Here is a 14936-nt window from a genome sequence, read left to right as displayed (position 1 = left end):
AGGTCACCTGATCGTCGGAGGACCGGGTGCACGCGACCGGGTTGGTGGTGCGAACGCCCTGGACAGGTCACGATGGGGGTGACATGAGCGAGCGCCCGGGCACGACGCGGTGACCACGGTCAACCCGTGGCTGGCCCTGCCCGAGGGCCGCCCCGACCCGCTGCTGACCCGCCGCCTGCGCGCCGCGCACGAGGCCCTGGTCACCCGCGGCGCCCCCGCCGGCGACCAGGTGCGCGCCGTGGTCTGGGACTCCTGGCGGCGCAGCCTCGGCAGCGGCGTGGACCCCGACGGCGGGGCGCCGCCGGTCGAGCTCCTGGACGACGACCTCGTGGCCTACCGCGAGGCCCACCCCCTGGCGCCGGTGCTGCCGGTGATCCGGCGGCTGCTGGTCGCCGACGCCGAGGCCGACCGGATGATCGTCGCGGTCACCGACGCCGCCGGCCGGATGCTCTGGGTGGAGGGCGACCGGCGGCTGCGTGCCCGGGCCGAGACCATGCACTTCGTCGAGGGGTCCCGGTGGTCCGAGGAGGTGGCCGGCACCAACGCACCCGGCACCGCGCTCGCCGTCGACCACGCCGTCCAGATCTACGGCAGCGAGCACTACCGCCGGCCGGTCCAGCCCTGGAGCTGCTCGGCGGCACCCGTGCACGACCCGGTCACCGGGGTGCTGCTCGGCGCCATCGACGTCACCGGCGGTGACCACGTGGCCAGCCCGCACGTGCTCACGCTGGTCCGCGCCACCGTGGCCGCCGTGGAGTCCGAGCTGCGCTGGCTGCACCGCGAGCGGCTGGCCCGCCCGGCCCCGCCGCCGCCCGCGGCCGCCCGGTCCCTGGTGCCCCGGCTGGAGGTGCTCGGCCGCGAGCGGGCCCGGCTGGTGCGCCCCCAGGCGTCGGTCGAGCTGTCGCTGCGCCACTCCGAGCTGCTGCTCCTGCTGGCCGAGGCCGCCACCTCCGGCACCGGCCGCACCGCCGAGCAGCTCGCCGCCGAGTGCCACGCCGGGGACGCCGCCGCGGTCACCGTGCGCGCCGAGCTCTCCCGGCTGCGCCGGCTGGTCGGCCCCGAGCTGGTCGGCTCGCGCCCCTACCGGCTGCTGGGCCCGCTGGACACCGACCTCGACGCGGTGCGCCGGCTGCTCGCCCGGGGCGCGGTGGGCCCCGCCCTGGAGCGCTACCCCGGGCCGGTGCTGCCCCGCTCCACCGCCCCCGGCGTCGTCCGCGCCCGCGGCCGGCTGTCCCTGTCGCTGCGCCAGGCCGTGCTGGCCGGCCGCCGTCCGGAGCTGCTGCTGCGCTACAGCCGGCTGCCCGAGGCGCAGGACGACGTCGCGGTGTGGCAGACCTGCCTCGAGTGGCTGCCCGCCGGCTCGCCGCGCCGCCCCGCGGTGGCCGCCCACCTGCACCGGCTGCGCCGCACCCCGCGGGCCCCGCTCGCGTAGCGGGCGGCGTCCCGGGCGTGCCCGCGCGGTCGGCGTCCCAGGGAATGCCGCGGAGCCGCCCGGCCTTGCCACCGGCACGTGGAGCACCCCCGCCGAGTCGCCCTCGCCGTCGCCGCGCTCGCCCTCGGCGGGTTCGCCATCGGCACCACCGAGTTCGTCACCATGGGCCTGCTCCCCGACATCGCCGCCGGCGTGGGCGTCGACGTCCCGACGGCCGGCCACGTCATCTCCGCCTACGCGCTGGGCGTGGTCGTCGGCGCCCCGGTGATCGCGAGCCTGGGCGCGCGGCTGCCCCGCCGGGGCCTGCTGCTCGGGCTCATGCTGGCGTTCCTGCTCGGCAACGTGGGCAGCGCCCTGGCACCGGGCCACACCGGCCTGCTGCTGGCCCGGTTCGTCAGCGGCCTGCCGCACGGGGCCTACTTCGGCGTGGCCTCGCTGGTCGCCGCCTCCCTCGTCCCCCCGCACGCCCGGGGCCGGGCGGTCAGCTCGGTGATGCTCGGCCTCTCCGTCGCCACCGTCGCGGGCGTGCCGGCCGCGACCTGGCTCGGCCAGCAGCTGGGCTGGCGGGCGGCCTACTGGGCGGTCGGCGCCCTGGCGGTGCTCACCCTGCTGGCGGTGCTGCTGGTCGTCCCGCCGTCCCCGGGGGAGGGCGGGGCGCGGGTGCGCACCGAGCTGGCCGCGCTGCGACGGCCGCAGGTGCTGCTCACGCTGCTGGTGGCCACCGGCGGCTTCGGCGGCATGTTCGCCGTCTACAGCTACGTCGCGCCGCTGAGCACCGAGGTGGCCGGTCTGCCCCGCGGTGCGGTGCCGTGGGTGCTGCTGGCGTTCGGGGCGGGCGGGGTGCTCGGCACGGTCCTCGGCGGGCGGCTCGCCGACCGGGCGCTCTTCGGCTCCCTGGTCGGGGCCATGGCCACGGTCGGGGTGCTGCTGGCCGCCGTCGGCCTCGTGGCCGGGGAGCCGGCCGCGCTGGTGCCCGCCATCGTCGCCCTGGCCGGCACGGCGTCGGTCCTGGTCGTCTGCCTGCAGCTGCGGCTCATGGAGGTGGCCGGCGAGGCCCGGATGCTGGGGGCGGCGCTCAACCACTCGGCGCTCAACGCCGCCAACGCGCTGGGTGCCTGGCTCGGCGGGCTGGTGATCGCCGCAGGCCTCGGCTGGACCGCCCCCGCCTGGGTCGGTGCGGGGCTGGCCGCGTTCGGCCTGCTCGTGCTCACCGCCTCGGCGGTGCTGCGGCGGCGGGAGATCGCGGCCGGACCGGCGCGGGCGGTGCCCGCGCCGGCCCGGTGAATGCGGAGGCTCCGCTTTCAGCCGAGGGTCTCGGCGAACAGCGGGACGGCGTTGTCCAGGGCGTACTCGATGCCGAGCACGGAGCCGCTCGAGAAGGCGCTGACCAGCTCCTCGTCCTCGAGCACGAGCGCGTCGCCCTGCTGCACCGACGGCAGGGTCTGCCACACCGGGTTCGAGGTGATCTCCGAGGCCTCGACGAAGATCGGGAAGACCACGGTCAGCGGGGCGTCGAGGAGGCCCACCTCCTCGTCGCTCACCGGGATGAAGAAGTTCTCGCCGGCCAGCTCCTGGATCGCCGGCTTGTTGACGAAGCCCAGCGACTCCATGAAGTCGACCCGGGCGTCGCCGCGCACGTAGGCGCCGAAGCCCTCGGAGGTGTAGGCACCCACGGCCACCTCGGTGCCCTCGAACTCCGGGTGCTCCGCGCGCGCGTCCTCGAACTGCTGCTCGAGGTCGGCCTCGAGGTCGGCGGCCTCGTCGCCGCGCCCGAGCGCCTCGCCCACCAGCTCCAGCTGCTGCTGCCAGGTGGTCTGGTACGGGCCCACGCCCTCGGGCTGGCCGACGGTCGGTGCGATCTGGCTCAGCAGGTCGTAGCGCTCCTGGGTCCCGTCGGAGCGGGTGTCGAGGATGAGGTCGGGCTCCAGGGCCGCGATCGCCTCGAGGCTGGGCTCGAGGGTGTCGACCAGCTCCGGCGCCTCGTCGTAGCGGCCCCCGGCCCAGGGGCCCACCCCCTCGCCGCCGAAGCCCAGCCAGTCGCTGGCCCCGACCGGCTCCACCCCGAGGGCCAGGGCGGTCTCGGCGTCCGACCACCCGAGCGCGACCACCCGCTGCGGCTCCTCCTCGACCGTCACCTCGCCGAAGGCCGTGTCGACGGTGACGGGGAACGCGCCGTCCCCCGAGCCGGTGGCGGAGGTGCCGCCGGCGGCGTCGCCCACCTCCTCGTCGGAGGTCGAGCCGCAGCCGGCGAGGAGGGCGGCGCTGAGCAGGGCAGCGCCGAGGGCGGCGGGGCGTCGGGTCATCGGGGACTCCAATCCAGTAGGACAGGCTCACCTAACTACACCGGGCTCGCCGACGGGGCACGAGGGTGCCGGGGGAGGAGCGGGCGCGGTGCTGCAACGGCGCTGCAACGTTGCCCCGGGGCGCGGATCCGCCCCGCCCACGAGGGCTGACCTGCGCACCTGAGGGTCCAGTGCCGGCACCGCGCCCGCATACGCGGCACCGGAAGCCGTCGCCGCGCAGGTAAGCGTGGCCTAAGTCACTCCTGCCTCGGCAGACTCCGCAGCAGGTGGCGCTCGTCCGCCACGCCCCTGCAGAGAAGCGGAGGACTCGTGTCCCAGATCACCGTGCGGGTCGACGGGGTGACCTACACCGACGAGGTCGAGCCCCGGACCCTGCTGGTCCACTACCTGCGAGAGCAGCTCGGCAAGGTCGGCACCGTCATCGGCTGCGACACCAGCAACTGCGGCGCGTGCACCGTGCACCTCGACGGCGCCGCCGTGAAGTCCTGCACCGTGCTGGCCGTCCAGGCCGACGGGAGCGAGGTCACCACCATCGAGGGCCTGGCCGCCGAGGACGGCACGCTCCACCCGGTGCAGAAGGCCTTCCACGAGATGCACGGCCTGCAGTGCGGGTTCTGCACCCCCGGGATGATCATGGCCTCGGTCGACCTGCTCAAGGAGAACCCGGACCCCAGCGAGAGCGAGGTCCGCGAGGGCATCGAGGGCAACCTCTGCCGCTGCACCGGCTACCAGAACATCGTCCGCGCGGTCCGCCAGGCCGCCGGCGAGATGGCCGGCCGGACGTCCGCCGGCCAGATGTCCGCGCCCGAGACGACGGGAGCCCAGGCATGACCCTCATCGAGGAACCGTCCGCCGAGGCGCCGGCCCGCGAGGTCGGCCGTGCCCGGCGGCGCAAGGAGGACGCCCGGCTGATCACCGGCCGGACCACCTGGACCGACAACATGGTGCTGCCCGGGATGCTGCACATGTCCGTCGTCCGCAGCCCCGTGGCGCACGCGAAGATCCGCAGCGTCGACGTCAGCGCGGCCAAGGAGGCCCCCGGCGTCGTCGCCGTCTTCACCGGCCAGGACTTCGCCGAGGAGCAGGGCTCCATCCCCTGCGCCTGGCCGGTCACCCCGGACATGGTCAACCCCGGCCACCCGTCGCTGGCCGTGCACGAGGTCAACCACGTCGGCGAGGCCGTCGCGGTGATCATCGGACGGAGCCGGACCGCCGCCGCCGACGCCGTCGAGCTCGTCGACGTCGACTACGACCTGCTGCCGGTCGTGCTCGACATGGAGGAGGCCGTCAAGGGTGAGGCCGACCTCTGCCACGACCACACCGAGTCCAACACCAGCTACCACTTCGTCTTCGACTCGGCCGAGGCCGGCACCGGCGGGGACGTCGACCAGGCCCTCGCCGACGCCGAGGTCGTGGTCAGCCGGCGTTTCGTCAACCAGCGGCTGATCCCGGCCTTCATGGAGCCGCGGTCGGTCGTCGTCCAGCCGCAGGGCGACAACTTCACCATGTGGTCGGCCACCCAGATCCCGCACATCCTGCGGGTGATGCTGGCGATGGTGACCGGCGTCCCGGAGCACAAGCTGCGCGTCGTCGCCCCCGACGTCGGCGGCGGCTTCGGCGGCAAGCTGCAGGTCAACCCGGAGGAGGTCCTCGCGCTGCTCGTGGCGCGGCGGCTCGGCAAGCCGGTCAAGTGGACCGAGACCCGCAGCGAGTCGCTCATGACCGCCCACCACGGCCGCGACCAGATCCAGTACGTCGACATCGCCAGCGACCGCGAGGGCAACATCACGGGCCTGCGCGTGCGGCTGCTCGCCGACATGGGCGCCTACCTGCGGCTGATCACCCCGGGGGTGCCGGCGCTGGGCGGGCTGATGTACCCGGCGATCTACAAGGTGCCGGCCTTCCGCTTCGAGTGCGACGGCGTGTTCACCAACAAGGTGCCCACCGACGCCTACCGCGGCGCCGGCCGGCCCGAGGCCACCTTCGCCATCGAGCGGATCATGGACGAGCTCGCCGTCGAGCTGGGCATGGACCCCCTCGAGCTGCGCCGCAAGAACTGGATCCAGGCCGAGGAGTTCCCCTACACCACGGTCGCCGGGCTGGAGTACGACAGCGGGGACTACGACGCCGCGACCCAGCAGGCGCTCGAGCTCATCGGCTACGACGAGCTGCGCGCCGAGCAGCGCCGCCGCCGCGAGTCGGGCGACCCGGTGCAGCTGGGCATCGGGTTCTCCACCTTCACCGAGATGTGCGGCCTGGCGCCGTCCCGGGTGCTCGGCTCGCTGTCCTTCGGAGCCGGCGGCTGGGAGGCGGCGTCCATCCGGATGCTGCCCACCGGCAAGGTGGAGGTCGTCACCGGTTCCACCCCGCACGGGCAGGGCCACGAGACCGCGTGGAGCCAGCTGGTCGCCGACACCCTCGGCGTCCCCTTCGAGGACGTCGAGGTCCTGCACGGCGACACCCAGGTGGCCCCCAAGGGCCTGGACACCTACGGGTCCCGCTCGCTGGTCGTCGGCGGCACCGCGGTGGTCAAGGCCGCGGAGAAGGTCATCGCCAAGGCCCGCAAGGTCGCCGCCCACCTGCTCGAGGCCAGCGAGGACGACCTGGAGTTCGAGGGCGGGAAGTTCTCGGTGCGGGGCACCCCGGGCGCGGGGATCGGCATCCAGGAGGTGGCCCTGGCCATCTTCGCCGCGCACAACTACCCGGAGGACGTCGAACCCTCCATCGACGCCGACGCGACCTTCGACCCGGTCAACTTCTCCTTCCCCCACGGCACGCACATCTGCGCCATGGAGGTCGACACCGAGACCGGGATGGTGAAGATCCGCAAGTACGCCTGCGTCGACGACGTCGGCACCATCGTCAACCCGCTGATCGTGGAGGGGCAGGTCCACGGCGGCCTGGCCCAGGGCATCGCCCAGGCGCTGTACGAGGAGGCCGTCTACGACGCCGACGGCAACCTCACCACCGGCACCTTCGTCGACTACCTGGTGCCCTCGGCCGCCGACCTGCCGCACTTCGACACCGGGAACACGGTGCACCCGGCCACGAGCAACCCGATCGGGGCCAAGGGCGTCGGGGAGGCCGGCTGCATCGCCAGCACGCCGGCCGTCGTGAACGCCGCGCTGGACGCCGTCCGGCACCTGGGCGTGACCGACATCCGCATGCCGCTGACCCCGGAGCGGGTGTGGCGGGCCCTCCAGACCGGCGGTGACGGCGGCGACCGTGCCGCGGCCGGCACCACCGCCTACGGCGGCGCGTCCACCGAGTCCACCGCCGGCGTCTCCACCCCCGCGTCGAACCCCGGGGGGATTTCGTGACCGTCCTCGCCCCGACCCCTGCTGGAGGTGCCCGATGATCCCCGCGGCGTTCGCCTACGCCCGGCCCACCACCGTCGAGGAGGCCCTGCAGGCCATCGCCGACGGCGGCGAGGACGTCAAGGTCATGGCCGGCGGCCAGTCCCTGATCCCGGTCATGCGGCTGCGCATGGCCGCCCCGGAGACCGTCGTCGACCTGGTCAGCGTGAGCGAGATGCGCGGGGTCCGGGACGACGGCGACGCCATCGTCATCGGCGCCATGACCACGCACCACGACGTGCTGGTCGACCCGCTGATCGCCGAGCACGCGCCGCTGCTGGTGCAGGCCACCGAGACCGTCGCCGACCGGCAGGTCCGCGCCCGCGGCACGTTCGGCGGGGCGCTGGCGCACGCCGACCCGGCCGGGGACCTGGCGGCGGTGGCGCTGGCCCTCGACGCGGAGATGGTCATCGCCGGCCCCGGCGGGCGGCGCACCGTTCCCGCGGCGGACTTCTTCGTCGACTACCTGACCACCTGCCTCGAGGAGGGGGAGCTGCTCGTCGAGGTCCGCATCCCCAAGCTCAGCGGGGAGTGGGGGGTGCGCTACGAGAAGTTCAACCGGGTGGCGCAGGCCTGGTCGATCGTGGCCGTCGCCGCGGCGGTGCGCCGCGAGAACGGGCACATCGCCGAGGCGCGGATCGGCCTGACCAACATGGGCTCCACGCCCCTGCGGGCCCAGGCCACCGAGGCGGCCCTCGCGGGTGCCGACGCGAGCGCCGCGGCCATCGCCGCGGCGGCCGCCCGGGCCGCCGAGGGGACCAGCCCGACCAGCGACCTCAACGCCCAGGCGGACTACCGCGAGCACCTCGCGCGGGTGCTCACTCGCCGCGCGGTGAGCGCCGCCGCCGGGCTGTAGCGTCGCACTCCCGCCCCGGATCCAGACCGTCCACCGCTCGGCCGGCCCGCTCCCCCCGGGGGCGGACCGGCCGAGCCACGTGACCCCTCGGAGGTAGCCCCGTGCAGTTGGAGAACTCGTTCACCGTCCCCGTGCCGATCGACGAGGCCTGGCGCGTGCTGCTGGACATCGAGCGGATCGCGCCCTGCATGCCCGGCGCCGCGCTGGACTCGGTCGAGGGTGACTCGTTCACCGGCCGGGTGAAGGTGAAGCTCGGCCCGATCAACCTCACCTACCAGGGCAAGGCGTCCTTCGTGGAGAAGGACGAGGCGGCGCGCCGGGCCGTCATCGACGGTCGCGGCAAGGACCAGCGCGGCAACGGCACCGCGGCGGCGCTCATCACCGCCCAGCTCAAGGAGGAGGGCGACACCACGCGGGTCGACGTCCTCACCGACCTCAACATCACCGGCAGGCCGGCCCAGTTCGGCCGCGGCGTCATGACCGACGTCGGCAACAAGCTGCTCGGCCAGTTCGCCGACAAGCTCGCCACCCAGCTCGGCCAGGGCGACCAGCCGGCCGCCGAGCCGGGCCCGGCCGCGAAGGCGGCGGCGACCGCCGCCGGCACCGCCGAGGAGGTCGCCGCCTCCGCCGAGCAGGTGCCCGGCGAGGGGGCGGCGGCCAAGACCACCCGCAAGGCCGCCGGTGCGGCGAAGAAGACGGCCGCCGCCGCCGCGGACAAGGCCGCGAAGCCGGCCGCGGAGGCCGCCGCCCCGACCGGGACGACCCCGGCGAAGGCGACCCCTGCGGCGCCGGTGACCACCCCGGCCGGCCCCGCCGCGACCCCGGCCTCCACGCCCGCGGCGCCGGTGACCCCGGCGCCGGCGGCCCCGGCGGCGACCACCACGCCCGCCGGGCCGGCCGCCGCACCGGCCTCCACGCCGGCCCGCTCGACCGAGGAGCCCGAGCCGATCGACCTGCTCGAGGTCGCCGGCGGCGCGGCCATGGCCCGGTACGCGGCACCGGTCGGTGCCGCGGCGTTGCTCCTGCTGCTGATCACCCTGGTCGTGCGTCGGCGCCGCCGCCGCTGACGACCACCCCCGGGCGCCGGGGGGAGGGCTCGCGTCCTCCCCCGGCGACCGGCCGCCGGGGCCCTCCGGCCGTCAGGTGCCGAGCGCGCCGAGCCAGTCCAGCGCGGCCGCGGCGACCACGTCGACGTCCCGGGCCAGCGCGTGGTCCCCGGGGACGGCGTACACCGAGGCACCCGGCCGCCCGGCGAGCACCGCGGCGACCTCCTCGGGGCGGCCGAACGCGTCCCGCTCACCCTGCACCACACCGACCGGCACGCCGGCACCGGTGAGCTCCGCCGCGCGGCTGCGCTCGGGACGCCCGGGCGGGTGCAGCGGGAACGCCAGGCACAGCACGCCCGCCGCCCCCTGCGCGGCCGCGGTGCGGCAGGCCACGCGGGCGCCTGCGCTGCGGCCGCCGAGCACCAGCGGTCCCGTCAGCCGGCCGGCCTCCCGCAGCGCCCCGAGCACCGCCGTCCAGGCCTCGTCGAGCCGGGGCGGCGCCGGGGCGACCCGCCGGCCGGCCACCCGCCACGGCTGCTCCACCCCGAGGACCCGCCAGCCGCCGGCGGCCGCCCCGGCGGTGACGGCGGCGAGGTCGGCCGAGCCCAGGCCCCCGCCGGCACCGTGGCCGAGCACCAGCGTGCCGCGCGGGCCGTCCGGGCCGCGGGCGACCACGTGGGCCGGGCCGAGGGGGGTCGGGAGCTCCTCGCCGGCCGTCACCGGGCCGGCAGCGCCAGCAGGGCGTCGACCGCGCCGGCGAGGTCGTCGGCCAGCAGCGCACGCCGGTCGTACACCTCCGGGTAGGCCCGCTCGCTGCGCGGGAACCAGGCCGCTCCCAGGCCGGCCCGCAGGGCGCCGTGGACGTCCCAGCCGTGCGCGGCGACCAGGCCCACCGCTCCCGGCGGCACGTCGCAGACCCCGGCGGCCCACAGGTACACCGCCCGGGCCGGCTTCCAGGTGCGGATGACCTCGCTGGAGAGCACCCGCTCGACCAGCGGCGAGACGCCGCCGCGCTCCAGCCCGGCCTCGGCGACGGCGGCCGAGCCGTGGGTGAGCGCCACCGCCCGCACCCCGGCCGCGGTCAGCCGGCGCAGCGCCGGCTCGACGTCGGGGTGCGGGGCCAGCTCGGCGAAGGCGTCGGCGACCCGGGTGCGGGCGGCCGGCGCCAGGTCGGTGCCCTGCGCGAGGGCGCCCAGGAAGGCGTCGCGGAAGCTGGTCCAGGTGCCGGCGGTGGCCGCGGCGAAGCCGGTGAGCAGCGTCCGGGAGAACACCGCCGGCAGGACGTGCTCGGGCTGCCCGAGCTCGACCAGCGTCGCCCGCACCGGGGCGAGGTCGAGCAGGGTCTCGTTCACGTCGAAGGCGACGACCTCCGGGCGCCGGGCGGCGTCGCCCGCGGCGGTCACGCCGCCGGCCGGTCGGTGTCGTCGGCGGGCAGCGGCGGCAGGGGCCGGCGCTCCCGGCCGCGGGCCCGGACGTCCTTCACCCGCTTGTAGACCAGCCAGCCCACGCCGAGGACCGCCGCGACCACCACCGCGTAGTCGAGGAAGCGCAGGTTGTCCTGGACGAAGTCGCCCGCGGCCACCCCCAGCCCGATCAGCACGCTGTTCCAGATCAGGCTGCCCGCGGCGGTGTAGACGATGAACTGCCAGAACGGCATCCGCACCACGCCGGCCGGCACGGAGATGAAGCTGCGCACGATCGGCACCATGCGGCCGAAGAAGACCGCCGCCCGGCCGTGCCGGGCGAACCACTCGAAGGTCTTGTCGACGTCGGCGGTCTCCACCAGCGGCAGCCGGTCGAGGAAGGCGTGCGAGCGGCGGGGGCCCAGGGCGCGGCCCACGTAGTAGAAGAAGATCGCGCCGACCACCGACCCGAGGGTCGCGAAGAGGACGACCGGGACCACGCTCATGTCGCCGCTGCGGATGAGCACGCCGGCCAGGCCGAGCACCGCCTCGCTCGGGATCGGCGGGACGACCGTCTCCAGCAGGATGGCCAGCCCCACGCCCACGGGGCCGAGGGTCTCCACCAGGTCGAGCAGGAAGCCGGTGATGCCGCCGGAGTCGGAGGGGGCAGCGGCGGCGAGGGACGACATGGTCCCCACGGTAACGGCGCGGTCGCGGGGACCCCGGGCGCGCGCAGGGGTAGCTTCGCGCACCATGCGCCAGCGCTTCGCCGCCCGGGCCGTCGTCGTGGGGGACAGGGAGGGGACCGTCGTCCCCGACGGGGTCGTCGACGTCGAGGACGACCGCATCACCTGGGTGGGGCCGGCCGCCGACGCCCCGGACGCGGGGGGTGCGGCCACCACCCGGCTGACCGGCGTCCTCGTGCCCGGCCTGGTCAACGCCCACGCCCACTCGCCGATGGTGCTCTTCCGCGGCCAGGGCGAGGGCCTGCCCCTGGACCGCTGGCTGCGCGAGGTCATGTGGCCGCGGGAGGCCCGGCTCACCCCGGAGGACGTCGAGGTCGCGATGACCGCGGCCGCGGCCGAGATGCTGCGCCACGGCGTCACCACGAGCGTCGAGATGTACTTCCACCCGGAGCGGATCGCCGCCGCGGTGCGGGCGGCCGGCTCCCGGGCGGTGGTCGCCAACCCGCTGATCGGGCTGCCCGGCTTCGGCACCTTCGACGAGCAGCTGGCCACCGCGCTCCGGCTGGCCGCCGGCGGCGACGAGGTGGTCGAGTACGGCATCGGCCCGCACGCGGCCTACACGGTGCCGCTGCCCGTGCTCCGGGACGCCGCGACGGCCGCCCGCGCGCACGACCTGCTGCTGACCGTGCACGTGGCCGAGACCGCCACCGAGGGCGACGAACTGCTGGCCGCTCACGGGGTCAGCGTCCCGCGGCTGCTGGCCGCCCACGACGTGCTGGGCGGCCGGGTGCTCGGGGCCCACTGCGTGCACATGGACGACGGCGACCTCGCGCTGTGGCAGGAGTACGACGTCGCGGTGGCGCACTGCCCCGGCAGCAACGCCAAGCTGGCCAGCGGCACCGCGCGGCTGCGGGACATGCTCGACCTGGGCATCCGGGTCGGCATGGGCACCGACGGCCCGGCGTCCAACGACAACCTCGACCTGTTCGAGGACCTGCGGCTGGCGGCCGGGCTGGCCCGGCTGCGCGAGCGCGACGCCACCGCCCTCAGCGCACCCGAGGCGTTCTGGCTGGCCACCGGCGGGGCGGCCGCGGCGATCGGGCGCCCGGACCTCGGGCAGCTGACCCCCGGCCGCCGCGCCGACCTCGTGCACGTCGACACCGACGACATCGCCTTCGTCCCGATCGGAAACCCCACCGACCTGCTCACCCACCTCGTGTGGTCGGTGGGCTCCCGGCACGTGCGGGACACGTGGGTCGGCGGGCGGCAGGTCGTGGCCGGTGGCGCGTCGACGACCGTCGACGAGGCCCCGCTGCGCGCCGACGTCCAGACCCGCGCGCTGCGCCTCGCCCGGGGCTGAGAGGAGTGGGGGGGGGGGGGGGGGGGGGGGCCGCCCCCCCCCCCCCCCCCCCCCCCCCCCCCCCCCCCCCCCCCCCCCCCCCCCCCCCCCCCCCCCCCCCCGCCCCCCCGCGCCCCCGCCCCCCGCCCCCCCGCCCCGGCCCCCCCCCCCCCCCCCCCCCCCCCCCCCCCCCCCGCCCGGCGACGACCAGCTCAGCTGATCATCGGGACGGCGCGGTCGCGGCGGCCTCGGCCATCGTGGTCAGCAGCGCGGCCAGCGCCTCCCGCGGCAGCCGCCCGGCGGTGTGCGGCGTGGAGTTGACCAGCCCGAAGAGGGCGTGCGCGCGGGCCCGGCAGGCCGCGGCGTCCTCCCCGGGGTGCAGCCGGGCCAGCACCGCCACCCACACCTCGACGTAGCGCCGCTGCAGCCGCCGCACCCGGGCGGAGTCGTCCGGGGCGAGCGAGCCCAGGTCGCGGTCGTGCACCGTGATCAGCGCCGGGTTGTCGACGGCGAAGTCGACCTGGAAGGCGATCAGCGAGCGCAGCTGCTCGGCCGGGTCCGCGCCGGCCGCGGCGACCCGCTCGGCCCCGCCGGCCAGCAGCCGCTCGCTGATCCGCAGCAGCATCTCGGCGAGCATCGCGTCCTTGCTCGCGAAGTGCCGGTAGATGGCCGGGCCGGTCACGCCCACGGCCGCACCGACGTCGTCGACCCCGACCGCGCGGGCGCCGCGCTCGGCGAAGAGCCGGGCCGCCGCGCGCAGGATCTGCTCCCGCCGCGACGGGCGCGCGGCGTCGACCGCCAGCGCGGTGTCGGTGCCTGCGTCGCCCACGGCCGCAGATGTTAACCGTCCCTCACCCGACGCTGGCCACCGCAGTGAACGGTGGTTAACATCATCGGCGTGGACGCTCCCGCCCTGGCCCTCCCCGCGCCCGCGGACGCCGCGGCCGCCGCCCGCAACGCCGCGGCCCACACCGCCCTCGCGGCCGACCTCTCCCAGCAGCTGCGCCGCGTCGCCGAGGGCGGCGGCGAGCGGGCCCGCACGCGGCACACCGAGCGCGGCAAGCTGCTGCCGCGCGAGCGGGTCGACGCGCTGCTGGACCCGGGCAGCCCCTTCCTCGAGCTCTCCCCGCTGGCCGCGCACGGCCTCTACGGCGGCGAGGCGCCGGCTGCCGGGATCATCACCGGCGTCGGCCGGGTCGCCGGCCGGGAGTGCGTGGTGGTCGCCAACGACGCCACCGTCAAGGGCGGCACCTACTACCCGATGACGGTGAAGAAGCACCTGAGGGCGCAGGAGGTGGCGCTGCACAACCGGCTGCCGTGCGTCTACCTCGTCGACTCCGGCGGGGCGTTCCTGCCGCTGCAGGACGAGGTCTTCCCCGACCGCGAGCACTTCGGCCGGATCTTCTACAACCAGGCCACGATGTCGGAGGCCGGCATCCCGCAGATCGCCGCCGTCCTCGGGTCCTGCACCGCCGGGGGCGCCTACGTGCCGGCCATGAGCGACGAGGCGGTCATCGTCCGCGAGCAGGGCACGATCTTCCTCGGCGGTCCGCCGCTGGTGAAGGCGGCGACCGGCGAGGAGGTCACCGCCGAGGAGCTCGGCGGCGGCGACCTGCACAGCCGGGTCAGCGGGGTCACCGACCACCTGGCCGAGGACGACGCGCACGCCCTCCAGCTGGTCCGCCAGATCGTCGGCACCCTCGGCCCGCGCGCGCCCCGGCCGTGGGACGTCGAGCCGGTGGAGGAGCCGCGGTACCCGGCGGAATCCCTGTACGAGGTCGTCCCGCCGGACCCGCGCACCCCCTACGACGTGCGCGAGGTCATCGCCCGGCTGGTCGACGGCAGCCGGTTCGCCGAGTTCAAGCCCCTCTACGGTCACACGCTGGTCACCGGCTTCGCCCGGCTGCACGGCCACCCGGTCGGCATCGTGGCCAACAACGGGGTGCTGTTCGGGGAGTCGGCGCTCAAGGGCGCCCACTTCATCGAGCTCTGCGACCGCCGCAACACCCCGCTGCTGTTCCTGCAGAACATCTCCGGCTTCATGGTGGGCCGCGACTACGAGGCCGGCGGCATCGCCAAGCACGGCGCCAAGATGGTGACGGCCGTCGCCTGCGCCCGGGTACCCAAGCTGACCGTGGTGATCGGTGGCTCGTTCGGGGCGGGCAACTACTCGATGTGCGGCCGGGCCTACTCGCCCCGGTTCCTCTTCACCTGGCCCAACGCCCGCATCTCGGTGATGGGCGGCGAGCAGGCGGCGTCGGTGCTCGCCCAGGTCCGCCGCGACGGGCTCGAGGCCCGGGGCGAGGAATGGGCGGCCGAGGAGGAGGAGGCCTTCAAGGCCCCGATCCGCGCGCAGTACGAGGAGCAGGGGCACCCCTACCACGCCACCGCCCGCCTCTGGGACGACGGCGTCATCGACCCCGCCCAGACCCGCACCGTGCTCGGGCTGGCCCTGTCGGCGTGCGCCAACGCGCCGCTGGGCGAGCTCGGCTACGGCGTCTTCCGGATGTGAGGG

13 protein-coding genes are annotated in these 14936 nt (G+C 76.1%); 8 read left to right on the top strand and 5 right to left on the bottom strand.

Features of this window, described 5'->3' with window-relative positions; translation table 11 throughout:
* The first annotated feature begins 109 nt into the window (after positions 1-109).
* Together ACI8AC_RS02975 and ACI8AC_RS02970 are read left to right on the top strand one after the other, a co-directional pair.
* Entirely contained in the window at positions 110-1432 is a 1323-nt protein-coding gene (locus ACI8AC_RS02975; protein ID WP_456895025.1) for a GAF domain-containing protein, read from the top strand.
* A 78-nt stretch (positions 1433-1510) separates the two neighbouring features.
* Positions 1511-2716 (top strand): MFS transporter, encoded by a 1206-nt coding sequence (locus ACI8AC_RS02970; protein WP_456895023.1) that lies wholly within the window; start codon positions 1511-1513, stop codon positions 2714-2716.
* A 17-nt stretch (positions 2717-2733) separates the two neighbouring features.
* On the opposite strand, the gene ACI8AC_RS02965 is transcribed toward ACI8AC_RS02970, so the two are convergent.
* Positions 2734-3735 (bottom strand): iron-siderophore ABC transporter substrate-binding protein, encoded by a 1002-nt coding sequence (locus tag ACI8AC_RS02965; protein WP_456895021.1) that lies wholly within the window; start codon positions 3733-3735, stop codon positions 2734-2736.
* A gap of 309 nt (positions 3736-4044) precedes the next feature.
* On the opposite strand from ACI8AC_RS02965, the gene ACI8AC_RS02960 reads away from it, so the two are divergent.
* The 4 genes from ACI8AC_RS02960 (at position 4045) to ACI8AC_RS02945 (ending at position 9014) form a co-directional block, all read left to right on the top strand.
* The gene (locus ACI8AC_RS02960; protein WP_456895019.1) at positions 4045-4566 is read left to right on the top strand and encodes a (2Fe-2S)-binding protein; all 522 of its coding nucleotides are present in this window, start codon (positions 4045-4047) and stop codon (positions 4564-4566) included.
* Positions 4563-7055 (top strand): xanthine dehydrogenase family protein molybdopterin-binding subunit, encoded by a 2493-nt coding sequence (locus ACI8AC_RS02955; RefSeq protein ID WP_456895018.1) that lies wholly within the window; start codon positions 4563-4565, stop codon positions 7053-7055. Before ACI8AC_RS02960 ends, ACI8AC_RS02955 begins: the two co-directional genes overlap by 4 nt.
* 34 nt (positions 7056-7089) lie before the next feature.
* Positions 7090-7947, top strand: a complete 858-nt coding sequence (locus tag ACI8AC_RS02950) for an FAD binding domain-containing protein (protein WP_456895016.1) — start codon at positions 7090-7092, stop codon at positions 7945-7947.
* A gap of 101 nt (positions 7948-8048) precedes the next feature.
* Positions 8049-9014, top strand: coding sequence for an SRPBCC family protein (locus tag ACI8AC_RS02945; RefSeq protein WP_456895014.1), 966 nt, complete (start codon positions 8049-8051; stop codon positions 9012-9014).
* A 72-nt stretch (positions 9015-9086) separates the two neighbouring features.
* Here the strand turns inward: ACI8AC_RS02945 and ACI8AC_RS02940 are convergent, their stop codons facing one another.
* The 3 genes from ACI8AC_RS02940 to ACI8AC_RS02930 are packed head-to-tail and all read right to left on the bottom strand — an operon-like array spanning position 9087 to position 11085.
* Positions 9087-9713, bottom strand: a complete 627-nt coding sequence (locus ACI8AC_RS02940) for an alpha/beta hydrolase family protein (protein WP_456895011.1) — start codon at positions 9711-9713, stop codon at positions 9087-9089.
* Positions 9710-10396, bottom strand: coding sequence for an HAD-IA family hydrolase (locus ACI8AC_RS02935; protein ID WP_456895008.1), 687 nt, complete (start codon positions 10394-10396; stop codon positions 9710-9712). Before ACI8AC_RS02935 ends, ACI8AC_RS02940 begins: the two co-directional genes overlap by 4 nt.
* A complete protein-coding gene (locus tag ACI8AC_RS02930; RefSeq protein ID WP_456895006.1) occupies positions 10393-11085 on the bottom strand; it encodes a DedA family protein in 693 nt (230 codons plus the stop codon). The genes ACI8AC_RS02935 and ACI8AC_RS02930 overlap by 4 nt, the downstream gene beginning before the upstream one ends.
* A gap of 64 nt (positions 11086-11149) precedes the next feature.
* Between ACI8AC_RS02930 and ACI8AC_RS02925 the strand changes: the two genes are divergently transcribed.
* Complete coding sequence (locus tag ACI8AC_RS02925; RefSeq protein ID WP_456895004.1) at positions 11150-12442, top strand: amidohydrolase family protein; 1293 nt, start codon at positions 11150-11152, stop codon at positions 12440-12442.
* Positions 12443-12641: 199 nt separating this feature from the next.
* On the opposite strand, the gene ACI8AC_RS02920 is transcribed toward ACI8AC_RS02925, so the two are convergent.
* A complete protein-coding gene (locus ACI8AC_RS02920; RefSeq protein WP_456895002.1) occupies positions 12642-13250 on the bottom strand; it encodes an SACE_7040 family transcriptional regulator in 609 nt (202 codons plus the stop codon).
* A 69-nt stretch (positions 13251-13319) separates the two neighbouring features.
* Here ACI8AC_RS02920 and ACI8AC_RS02915 point away from each other — a divergent pair, with 69 nt between their 5' ends.
* The gene (locus ACI8AC_RS02915) at positions 13320-14933 is read left to right on the top strand and encodes a carboxyl transferase domain-containing protein (RefSeq protein WP_456895000.1); all 1614 of its coding nucleotides are present in this window, start codon (positions 13320-13322) and stop codon (positions 14931-14933) included.
* The last annotated feature ends 3 nt before the right edge of the window (positions 14934-14936 follow it).

The organism is Geodermatophilus sp. SYSU D00758 (assembly GCF_054049955.1).
This window is presented reverse-complemented; position numbering and strand designations above follow the sequence as displayed.